2 protein-coding genes are annotated in these 12,077 nt (G+C 75.8%); both read left to right on the top strand.

Going from position 1 to position 12,077, the window contains the following annotated elements:
* Window positions 1–18: 18 nt before the first annotated feature.
* Window positions 19–10,371, top strand: a complete 10,353-nt coding sequence (locus AW273_RS35660; RefSeq protein WP_232327749.1) for a type I polyketide synthase — start codon at window positions 19–21, stop codon at window positions 10,369–10,371.
* Window positions 10,372–10,378: 7 nt separating this feature from the next.
* The coding region (locus AW273_RS35655) for a type I polyketide synthase (RefSeq protein ID WP_198168533.1) at window positions 10,379–12,077 on the top strand (1,699 nt) is incomplete at its 3' end.

Here is a 12,077-nt window from a genome sequence, read left to right as displayed (position 1 = left end):
GTGCTGGTCCCGGCGGGCGTGGACGCCGCGGCGCTGCGGCGGCGCGCGGCCGGTGGGCCGCTGCCCGCGCCGCTGCGCGGGCTCGTCCCGCCGGTCCGGCGCACGAAGGCCGGGTCGTGGCCGGACCGGGTCGCCGCCCTGCCCGCTCACGAGCGGCCCAAGGCGGTCGCGGAGACGGTGCTGACGGCGGTCGCCGACGTGCTGGGCCACACCGGCCCGACGGGCATCGACCCGGCGCGCGCGTTCCGGGATCTGGGCTTCGACTCGCTCACCGGGGTGGAGCTGCGCAACCGGCTCGGCACGGTGACCGGGCTGCGGCTGCCCGCCACGGTCACCTTCGACCACCCGTCGGCCGACGCGCTCACCGCCTACCTGACCGGCCTGCTGCCCGGTGAGGCGACCCGCGAGACGGCGGCCGTGGTGGCGGTCCGGGACGACGATCCGATCGTCATCGTCGGCATGGCGTGCCGCTACCCCGGCGGCGTGGCCTCGCCCGAGGACCTGTGGCGGCTGGTCGCCGACGGCGTCGACGCCGTCGGCTCCTTCCCCACCGACCGGGGCTGGGACCTCGATTCCCTGTACGACCCCGACCCCGACCGCGTCGGCACCTCGTACACCAGGCAGGGCGGTTTCCTGTACGACGCCGCCGACTTCGACCCGGCCTTCTTCGGCATCAGCCCACGGGAGGCGGCGGCCATCGACCCGCAGCAGCGACTGCTGCTGGAGACGGCGTGGGAGACCTTCGAGCGGGCCGGCGTCGCGCCCGACTCGGTGCGCGGCTCGCGTACGGCCGTGTTCGCCGGGGTCATGTACAACGACTACGCGGCCCGGCTGACGCGGGCGCCGAAGGACCTTGAGGGCTACCTGCTGACCGGCAACACCGGGAGCGTGTTGTCGGGGCGGGTGGCGTACACGTTCGGGCTGGAGGGCCCGGCGGTCACCGTCGACACGGCCTGCTCCTCCTCGCTGGTGGCGCTGCACCTGGCCGTGCAGGCGCTGCGCCGGGGCGAGTGCGACCTGGCGCTGGCGGGCGGCGTGACGGTGATGGCGGGGCCGGGCACGTTCGTCGAGTTCAGCCGCCAGCGCGGATTGTCGGCCGACGGCCGCTGCAAGGCCTTCGCCGCCGCCGCCGACGGGACGGGCTGGTCGGAGGGCGCCGGCCTGCTCCTGGTCGAACGCCTCTCCGACGCCCGCCGCAACGGGCATCCGATCCTCGCCGTGGTACGCGGCACGGCGGTCAACCAGGACGGCGCCTCCAACGGCCTGACCGCACCCAACGGCCCGTCCCAGGAGCGCGTCATCCGCCAGGCGCTCGCCGGCGCGGGCCTGCACTCGTCGGACGTGGACGCCGTCGAGGCGCACGGCACGGGCACCCGCCTCGGCGACCCGATCGAGGCGCAGGCCCTCCTCGCCGCCTACGGCCGCGACCGCGCGCCGGACCGGCCCCTGTGGCTCGGCTCCCTGAAGTCGAACATCGGCCACACCCAGGCCGCGGCCGGGGTCGGCGGCATCATCAAGATCGTCCACGCCATGCGGCACGGCGTGCTCCCCAAGACCCTCCACGTCGACGAGCCGACCCCGCACGTCGACTGGGACAGCGGCGCGGTCCGCCTCCTCACCGACGCCCGGCCGTGGGAACGACCGGACGACCGGCCCCGCCGCGCGGCGGTGTCCTCCTTCGGCATCAGCGGCACCAACGCCCACGTCATCCTCGAAGAACCCGAGCCCACGGCCGCTCCCACCGCGACGGAGGTCGGCCCGGCGCCGGTGCTCCTGTCGGCGCACAGCCCCGAGGCCCTGCGGGCGCAGGCCGGGCGGTTGCGCGACCACCTCGCCACTCGCCCCGAACTCGGCCTGCGCGCCGTCGGGCGCACACTCGCCGTCGGGCGCGCGCGGCTGCCGCACCGCGCCGCCGTCGTCGCGGCCGACCGGGCCGGGCTCCTCTCCGCGCTCGGCGCGCTGGCCGAAGGCGGGGACCATCCGTCGGCCACGCGGGCCGAAGCGGTCGCGCGGCCGCGCACCGCGTTCCTGTTCACCGGGCAGGGCAGCCAGCGGCCCGGCATGGGCCGCGAGCTCTACCAGGCCGAACCCGTCTTCGCCGCCGCCCTCGACGCCGCCTTCGCCCACCTCGAACCCGGCCTCAAGGACATCGTCTTCACCGGGAACACACTGCTCGACGAGACCCGCTACACCCAGCCCGCGCTCTTCGCCCTGGAGACCGCCCTCTTCCGGTTCCTCGACCACGTCGGCGTCCGGCCCGACCTGCTCGCCGGCCACTCCATCGGCGAGGTCACCGCCGCCCACGTCGCCGGGGTCCTGGACCTCGCCGACGCCGCCACGCTGGTCACCGCCCGCGCCCGGCTCATGCACGCCGCCCCGGCGGGCGGGGCCATGATCGCCGTCGAGGCCGCCGAGGAGGAGATCCGGCCCCACCTCACCGAGGGCGTCGACCTGGCGGCCGTCAACGGCGCGGACGCGGTCGTCATCGCCGGAGACGCCGCCGAGGCGCAGGCGGTCGCCGCGCGGTTCGCCGAGCGGGGCCGCCGGGTGCGGCCGCTGAAGGTCAGCCACGCGTTCCACTCCCCGCACATGGATCCCGTCCTCGACGAGTTCCACGCCGTGGCGGCCACGCTCACCTACCGCGCGCCGGTCGTCCCGATCGTCAGCACGGTCACCGGCCGGATCGCGACGGCGGAGGAGCTGACCGACCCGGCGTACTGGGCCGGGCAGATCCGGCGGCCGGTCCGGTTCCACGACGCGGTCGCCGTCCTGCGGGAGCACGACGTCACCACGATCCTCGAACTGGGGCCCGACGCCGTGTTGAGCGCCCTCATCGGCGACGGCGTCCCGCTGCTCCGCCGCGACCACGCCGAACCCCTCACGGTCTCGGCGGCGATCGGGGCGGCGTACACGAAGGGGACCCCCCTTGACCTCGCCCGGCTCGTCGGCGGCGGCTCCCCGCCGGCCGATCTGCCCACCTACCCCTTCCAGCGCGAGCGTTACTGGCTCGACGCCACGCCGAAGGAGAGCCTGTTCGAGCAGGTCACCGAGCTGGCCGACGGCGGTGTGCTCTTCGCGGGGAAGCTGCCGGACGACGCGCACCCGTGGCTGGCCGACCACCGGATAGCGGGCGGCGTGCCGCTCCCGGGGGCGTTCTTCGCGGACGCGGTGCTCCAGGCGGGCGCCCACGCGGGGGTACCGGTGGTGGACGAGCTGACGCTCGAAGCGCCCCTGCTGCTCCCGGCCCGGTTCCAGGTGCTGGTGGAACCGGCGGGCGGCGACGGGCGGCGCGGGTTCGCCGTCCACGCCAGGAACGGCGACGAGCCGTGGACGCGGCACGCCTCCGGCCACCTCACCACCGCCGCCCCCGACCCGGCCGCCGCGCCCGAGGCCTGGCCGCCCCCGGGGGCCGAGCCGGTGGACGTGGACGAGTGGTACACCGCTCTCGCCGGCCTCGGCTACGAGTACGGGCCCGCGTTCCGTAACGTCCGGGCGGCCTGGCGGTCGGGATCCACGATCTTCACCGAGGTCGTGCTCGCCCTCCCCCACGACGGCCGGTTCGCCCTGCATCCGGCGCTGCTGGACGCGGCGCTGCACCCGCTGCCCGTCACGGGCGACGGCGCGGGGCTGCGGCTGCCGTTCTCCTGGTCGGGGCTGCGGCTGCACGCCTCGGGCGCGTCGGCGCTGCGGGTCCGGATCGACCCGGCCGACCGGGACGGCGCGGCCCTGACGCTCTGGGACGAGACGGGCCGACCGGTCGCCTCGATCGCGTCGGTGGTCCTGCGCGCCGGGGCCCCGTCGGCGCCCGCCTACGAGCTCACCTGGCGGCCGGTCCCGCTGCCGTCGGCGCCCGCCGAGGAGACCGACCTCGTGCACGTGCCGCCCGGCCCGGCGGGCGAGACGGCCGAACGGGCCCTCGCGGCGATCCAGGCCCGGTTGTCCGGCGACGCTCCCCGGCTGGCCTTCGTGACCACCCGGGCGGTCGCCACCCGGGCCGGCGAGCCCGTGGAACAACCGGGCCAGGCGGCGGTCTGGGGGCTGGTGCGCAGCGCGCAGAGTGAGCACCCCGGCAGGTTCGTGCTGGTCGACACCGACGGGACGGCCGCCTCCGAACGGGCCCTGCCCGCCGCCCTGGCCCTGGACGAACCGCAGTTCGCCCTCCGCGAGGGACACGTCGTGGTGCCCCGCCTGACCAGGGTCGGGGTGGGCGCGGGGGCGAGCCGCCTGCGGGCGGACGGGACCGTCCTGGTCACCGGCGCGACCGGGTCGCTGGGCGGGCTCGTCGCCGAGCACCTCGTCGTCCACCACGGAGTGAGGAACCTGCTGCTGGTCAGCAGGCGCGGCCCGGACGCCCCCGGCGCGGGCGGCCTCCTCGACCGGCTGACCGCTCTCGGCGGCGTGCCCGAGCTGGTCGCCTGTGACATCGCCGACGGCGACGCGCTGGCCCGCCTGCTCGCCGACCGGCCGGTCACCGCCGTCGTCCACACGGCGGCCGTGCTCGACGACACGACGGTGGCCGACCTGACGCCGGAGCGGCTGCGCGCCGTCCTGGCCGCCAAGGCCGATGGAGCCGACAACCTGAGCCGCCTCACCGGCGACCTGGACGCGTTCGTCCTGTTCTCCTCGATCACCGGCACCGTCGGCACGGCGGGCCAGGCCAACTACGCCGCCGCCAACGCCTACCTCGACGCGCTGGCCGCCCACCGCCACGCGCTGGGCCGGCCCGCCACCTCGCTCGCCTGGGGCCTGTGGGAGCAGGACGACGGCATGGCCGCCCGCCTGTCGGCGGCCGACCTGGCGCGGCTGGCCCGCACCGGCATCGCGCCGCTGTCCCGCGACGACGCGCTGACCCTGTTCGACGCGGCGCTGCGGACCGGCTGGGCCGACCGTCCCGTGCTGGTCACGGCGCGCCTGGACACCAGGGCGCTGGCCGCGCCGGGGGTGGTCGTGCCGCCACCGCTGCGGTCGCTCGTGCCGGAGAGGCGCACGACCCCCACGCCGCGCCGGGCCGCGACCGACCTGCTCGACCTGGTCAGGGAGACGGCGGCGACCGTGCTCGGGCACGCGTCGGCCGACCCCGTCGCGGCCGGGCGCGCCTTCACCGACCTGGGATTCGACTCGCTGGCCGCCGTCGACCTGCGCAACCGGCTGAGCGCCGCCGTCGGCGTCAAGCTCCCCACCACTCTGGTCTTCGACCACCCGACCCCGGCCGCGCTCGCCACGTGGTTGCGGTCGCGCCTCGCCGACGAGACCCCTCGACCGCGGGCGGCCGCCCCGTCGGCCCGGGCCGACGACGACCCGATCGTGATCGTCGCGATGGCCTGCCGCTACCCGGGCGATGTGGCCTCGCCCGAGGACCTGTGGCGGCTGGTCGCCGACGGCGTCGACGCCGTCGGCCCCTTCCCCGCCGACCGGGGCTGGGACCTCGATTCCCTGTACGACCCCGACCCGGCCACCCCCGGCACCAGCTACGCCCGTGACGGCGGGTTCCTCTACGGCGCGGCCGGGTTCGACGCCGAGTTCTTCGGCATCAGCCCACGGGAGGCGGCGGCGATCGACCCCCAGCAGCGACTGCTGCTGGAGACGGCGTGGGAGAGCTTCGAGCGCGCCGGCATCGATCCCGGCACGCTGCGCGGCTCCCGCACGGGGGTGTTCGCCGGGGTCATGTACAACGACTACGGCGCGCGGCTGCACCAGGCCGACCGGTCGCCCGAGGGTTTCGAGGGCTACCTGGTGAGCGGCAGCGCGGGCAGCGTGGCGTCGGGGCGGGTGGCGTACACGTTCGGCCTGGAGGGCCCGGCCGTCACCGTCGACACGGCCTGCTCCTCGTCGCTGGTGGCGCTGCACCTGGCCGTCCAGGCGCTGCGGCAGGGCGAGTGCGACCTCGCGCTGGCGGGCGGGGTGACCGTGATGGCCAGCCCCGCGACGTTCGTGGAGTTCAGCCGCCAGCGCGGATTGTCGGCCGACGGCCGCTGCAAGGCCTTCGCCGCCGCCGCCGACGGGACGGGCTGGTCGGAGGGCGCCGGCCTGCTCCTGGTCGAACGCCTCTCCGACGCCCGCCGCAACGGGCATCCGATCCTCGCCGTGGTACGCGGCACGGCGGTCAACCAGGACGGCGCCTCCAACGGCCTGACCGCACCCAACGGCCCGTCCCAGGAGCGCGTCATCCGCCAGGCACTCGCCAACGCCGGCCTCACACCCTCCGACGTGGACGCCGTCGAGGCCCACGGCACCGGCACCCGCCTCGGCGACCCCATCGAGGCGCAGGCCCTCCTCGCCACCTATGGGCAGGACCGTGAGCGGCCCGCCTGGCTCGGCTCCCTGAAGTCGAACATCGGCCACACCCAGGCGGCGGCGGGCGTCGGCGGGGTCATCAAGATGGTCCAGGCGCTCCGGCACGGCCTGCTGCCCAAGACGCTGCACGTGGACCAGCCGACCCCGCACGTCGACTGGGAGAGCGGGTCGGTCCGTCTCCTCACCGAGCCCGCCGCCTGGCCCCACGACGACGACCGGCCGCGCCGGGCCGCCGTCTCGTCGTTCGGCATCAGCGGCACCAACGCCCACGTCGTCCTGGAAGAACCGGAACCCGCCACCGCACCGGAACCCACACCCGGCCCGGTGCCGGTGCTCCTGTCGGCGCACACGCCCGAGGCGCTGAAGGCGCAGGCGCGCCGTCTGCGGGACCACTTCACCACCAACGATCCCCTCCCGGTCACCGGCCGGGCCGCGCTGACCCACCGGGCCGCCGTCGTCACCGCCGACCGGGAAGAACTGCTGGCCGCACTCACCGCCCTGGCCGACGGAGAAGCACACGACGCACTGGTGCAAGGGGAGGCCACCGAACCGAAGACGGCGTTTCTGTTCACCGGGCAGGGCAGCCAGCGCCCCGGCATGGGCCGCGAGCTCTACCAGACCCAACCCGTCTTCGCCGCCGCCCTAGACGCCGCCCTCAACCACCTCGAACCCGGCCTCAAAGACATCATCTTCACCGAAAACCCCCTGCTCAACGAAACCCGCTACACCCAGCCCGCCCTCTTCGCCCTCCAGACCGCCCTCTACCGGCTCCTGGAACACCACGGACTCCACCCCGACGCGGTCGCCGGACACTCCGTCGGCTCCATCGCCGCCGCCCACATCGCCGGAATCCTGGACCTGCCCAACGCCGCCAAACTCGTCACCACCCGCGCCCGGCTCATGCAGGAGCTACCGCCCGGCGGCGCGATGGCGGCGCTGTCCCTGGGCGAATCCGAGACGCTGGAACTGCTCACCGGCCAGGTATCCCTGGCCGCGATCAACGGCCCCCACGCCACCGTCGTCTCCGGCACCGAAAACGCGGTCCGGCAGGTCATCGAACGCGCCCACGGCGCGAAGGTCAAACGCCTGACCGTCAGCCACGCCTTCCACTCACCCCTGATGGAACCCATGCTCGACGAGTTCCGCCAGGTCCTCGACACCCTGGAGTTCACCCAACCGGCCATCCCCATCGTCTCCGACCGAACCGGGCACCTCGGCGGCCTCGACGACCCCGACCACTGGGTCAGGCACGTCCGCGAACCCATCCGCTTCACCGACGTCATCGACACCCTCACCGAAACCGGCATCCACACCTTCGTGGAGATCGGCCCCGACGCCGTCCTCACCGCCCTCCTCCCCGACCACCACGCCCACCCCACCCTCCGCCGCAACCACCCCGAAGCCCAGGCCATCACCCGGACCCTCGCCACCCTCCACGTCACCGGCCACCCCGTCGACTGGCACCTCCCCACAGCCGCCGCAACCGACCTGCCCACCTACCCCTTCCAGCGCGAGCGCTACTGGCTCAACCCGCCGCCCGCACGAAGGGGCCCCGACGAGACCGGCCACCCGCTGCTCAGCTCGGCCGTCGACCTGGCGGGCGACGACGGCGTGGTCCTCACCGGGCGGTTGTCCGCCCGCAACCACCCCTGGCTGGCCGACCACGTCATCGCGGGCACGCCGCTGCTCCCGGCCACGGCGCTGCTCGACCTGGCCCTGCACGCGGGCGACCGTGTCGGCGCACCCGTCGTGGACGAGCTGACCCTGCTCGCCCCGCTCCCCGTCGGGGGCGCGGTCGTCGTGCAGGTCGCGGTCGCCGCTCCGGGCGCGGACGGGCGGCGGGCCCTGACCGTCCACTCCCGCGCCGACGCCCCCGGCGGTGAGTGGACGCCGCACGCCACCGGCCACCTCACCGACGACCTCCCCGACGAGCCGCCCACATCCCACGCGTGGCCGGCCGGCGAGCCCGTCGACGTCGACGACGCCTACGAGCGGCTGGCCGCCCTCGGCTACGTCTACGGCCCGGCCTTCCAGAACCTCCGCGCCGCCTGGCGGCACGGCGACGACCTCTTCGCCGAGGTCACCCTGGACGACGACGGCTTCGACCTGCACCCGGCGCTCCTCGACGCCGCCCTGCACCCCCTGGCGCTGGACGGCGACACCGTCCGGCTGCCGTTCTCGTGGACGCGCGTGCGGCGCGGCGTGCGGGCGGCCGGCACCGTCAGGGCGCGGCTGACGCCCAGGGGCGGCGACCGGTTCGCCCTGTCCGTGCGCAACCCGGACGGCGCCAGCGTCCTGGACGGTGAGCTGGCCGTCCAGGTGAGGAGGTCCGGCGGGCTCCACCGGGTGGTGTGGACGCAGGCGCCCCCGCAGGCCGCCGCGCCCTACACGCTGCTGCGCTCGGCGGGTGAGGCGCTCGACCACCTCCGCGCGCCCGGGACCGGCGACGTGGTGCTCGACGTGCGCGGCACCGGCTACGGGCCGGTCACCTCGGCCGTGCTGGAGGTCGTCCAGGCCTGGCTGGAGCAGGACGCGCCGGGCCGGCTGGCCGTGCTGACCCACCACGCCGTGGGGGTGCTCGACGACGACCCGGTCACCGGACTGGCGCAGTCGGCCCTCTGGGGGCTGGTGCGCACGGCGCAGACCGAGCATCCCGGCCGGTTCGTGCTCGTCGACACCGACGGCTCGGCCGACCCCGGGGAGGCGCTGGCCCTGCTGGAGCCACAGGCCGCCCTCCGGAACGGCGCGGCGTTCCTGCCCGCGCTGAAGCCCGCCGCCGGCGGCACGGGCGCCAGGCCGATCCGGCCCGAGGGGACCGTCCTGCTGACCGGCGCCACCGGCGCGCTGGGCACGCTGCTCGCCGAGCATCTCGTCACCCGGTACGGCGTCCGGCACCTGCTGCTCGTCAGCAGGCGCGGCGCGGCGGCGCCGGGCGCGGCGGAGCTGGCGCGGCGGCTCACCGAGCTCGGCGCGGCTCCCGTGGTGGCGGCCTGCGACACCGGCGACCCGGTCCGGTTGCGGCGGCTGCTCGACGACATCCCGGCCGACCGGCCGCTCACCGCCGTCGTGCACGCCGCCGCCGTGCTCGACGACGGCACCGTCGCCGACCTGACGCCCGAGCGGCTGCACGCCGTGCTGACCGCCAAGGCCGACGCCGCCCACTTCCTGCACCACTTCACCCGGCACCGGTCCCTGGACGCGTTCGTGTTGTTCTCCTCGGTCGCCGGCGTCATCGGCAACGCGGGGCAGGCCAACTACGCCGCCGCCAACACCTACCTCGACGCCCTCGCCGGGCACCGGCGCGCCCTGGGGCTGCCCGCGACGTCCATCGCGTGGGGGCTGTGGGCGCAGGAGGGCGGCATGGCCGGCGGGCTCGGCGCCGCCGAGCTGGCCAGGATCGCCCGCACGGGCGTCGCCCCGCTCGACCCCGCCGACGCGCTGGCGCTGTTCGACGCCGCGCTGGCGGGTGACGTGCCGGCCGTGGTCGCGGCCCGGTTCGACCGCACCGCCGACCAGGTCCCACACCTGCTGTGGTCCCGCGCGAAACCCAGGAAGCGGGAGGAGGGTGTGCCCCCGCTGGTCCGGACGCTGGCCGGCGCGCCGGTCGCCGACCGGCCGGGGCTCGCGCTCACGCGGGTGCGGGACGTGGTCGCCGACGTGCTGCGGTTGCCGTCGGGGCGGACCGTGCCGTCGGAGCGCGGCCTGCTCGACCTCGGGTTCGACTCGCTCACGGCGGTCGAGCTGCGCAACCGGCTGGCCGTGGAGACCGGGCTGCGGCTGCCCGCCACGCTCCTGTTCGACCATCCGACCCCCACCGCGCTGGCCGCCCACCTGCACGACGAGCTCGCCTTCCGGCTCCCCGGCGGCGCGGGCCCGGCCCTGACGGCGCTGGACACGCTGGCCGAGTCGGCCGCCGCGCTCGGCGAGCGCGACCGCGAGCTGGTCGCGGCCCGGTTGTCGGCGCTACTCGCGCTGGTGTCCCCCACCGGCCCGGCGGACGTCGTCCAGGACGCCACCGACGAGGAACTCTTCCAGCTCATCGACACGCAACTCGGTTCCGACCACGAGGAGAGGTGACGGCACGATGACCACCGAGGCCAAGCTCCGCGACTACCTCAGAAGGGTCACCGGCGACCTGCTGCAGACCCGGCAGCGCTTGTCGGAGGTCGAGTCGGCCCGCCACGAGCCGATCGCGATCGTCGGGATGGCCTGCCGCTATCCGGGCGGCGTGCGGTCGCCCGAGGACCTGTGGCGGGTCGTCTCCGAGGGCGTGGACGCCATCTCGCCGTTCCCCGGCGACCGGGGCTGGGACGTCGCGGGGCTGTACGACCCCGATCCGGCGCGGGTCGGGAGGACGTACACGAAGGAAGGCGGTTTCCTGCACGACGCCGCCGACTTCGACCCGGCCTTCTTCGGCATCAGCCCGCGCGAGGCGGTCAGCATGGACCCGCAGCAGCGGCTGCTGCTGGAGACCGCGTGGGAGGCGTTCGAGCGGGCCGGCATCGACCCGGAGTCGGCACGCGGCTCCCGGACGGGTGTGTTCGCCGGGGTCATGTACGCCGATTACGGCGGCCGGATCAGGCAGGCGCCCGAGGAGCTGGAAGGCTACATCGGGACCGGGAGCGCGGGCTCGGTCGCCTCGGGCCGCCTGTCGTATGTGCTGGGCCTGGTCGGCCCGGCCATCACGATCGACACGGCCTGCTCGTCGTCGCTGGTGGCGCTGCACCTGGCGGTCCGCGCCCTGCGGGCCGGCGAGTGCGACCTCGCCCTGGCGGGCGGCGCGACCGTGATCGCCACGCCCGGCCTGTTCGTGGAGTTCAGCCGCCAGCGCGGCCTGTCGCCCGACGGCCGGTGCAAGGCGTTCGCGGCGGCGGCCGACGGCACCGGCTGGGGCGAGGGCGTCGGTCTGCTGCTGGTCGAACGCCTGTCGGACGCCGTCCGCAACGGCCACCCCGTCCTGGCGGTCGTGCGCGGCACGGCGGTCAACCAGGACGGCACGAGCGGCCGGCTCTCCGCCCCCAACGGCCCGGCGCAGCAGCGTGTCATCCGCGCGGCCCTCGCCGACGCGGGCCTGTCCGCCGCCGACGTGGCGGCGATCGAGGCGCACGGCACGGGCACCCGCCTCGGCGACCCGATCGAGGCGCAGGCCCTCCTCGCGACGTACGGGCAGGACCGGGACGAACCGGCCTGGCTCGGTTCGCTGAAGTCGAACATCGGCCACACGCAGGCGGCGGCCGGCGTGGGGGGCGTCATCAAGATGGTCCACGCCATGCGCCATGGCCTCCTGCCGAGCACCCTGCACGTGGACGAGCCCAGCCCCGACGTCGACTGGGACAGCGGCGCGGTCCGCCTCCTCACCGAGCGGCGCCCGTGGCCGCGCGAACACGACCGGCCCCGCCGCGCGGCGGTGTCGTCGTTCGGCATCAGCGGCACCAACGCCCACGTCATCCTCGAAGAGCGGCCGCCGGCGCCCGATCCGGTCCTCGAACCGGTCGCCCTGCCGGTGCCGGTCGTGTTGTCGGCCCACAGTCCCGAGGCTCTGGCGGCACAGGCGCGGCACCTGCGCGACCACCTCGCCGCCCGCCCCGAGCTGGGACCGTCGCACATCGCGCACACCCTCGCCACCGGACGGGCCGCGTTGCCCCACCGTGCCGTGGCCGTCGCGGCCGACCGGGCCTCGTTGCTCGCCACGCTCGACGCGCTGGCCACCGACCGGCCGCACACCGGCCTCGTCAGGGGCGTGGCCGCTCCGCGCGGGAAGGTGGTGTTCGTCTTCCCGGGCC

It is taken from the genome of Herbidospora yilanensis (genome assembly GCF_001570565.1).
Classification (GTDB): Bacteria; Actinomycetota; Actinomycetes; order Streptosporangiales; family Streptosporangiaceae; genus Herbidospora; species Herbidospora yilanensis.
Note: the sequence above shows the minus strand (reverse complement) of the source record. Positions and strands in the feature narration are given on the sequence as shown.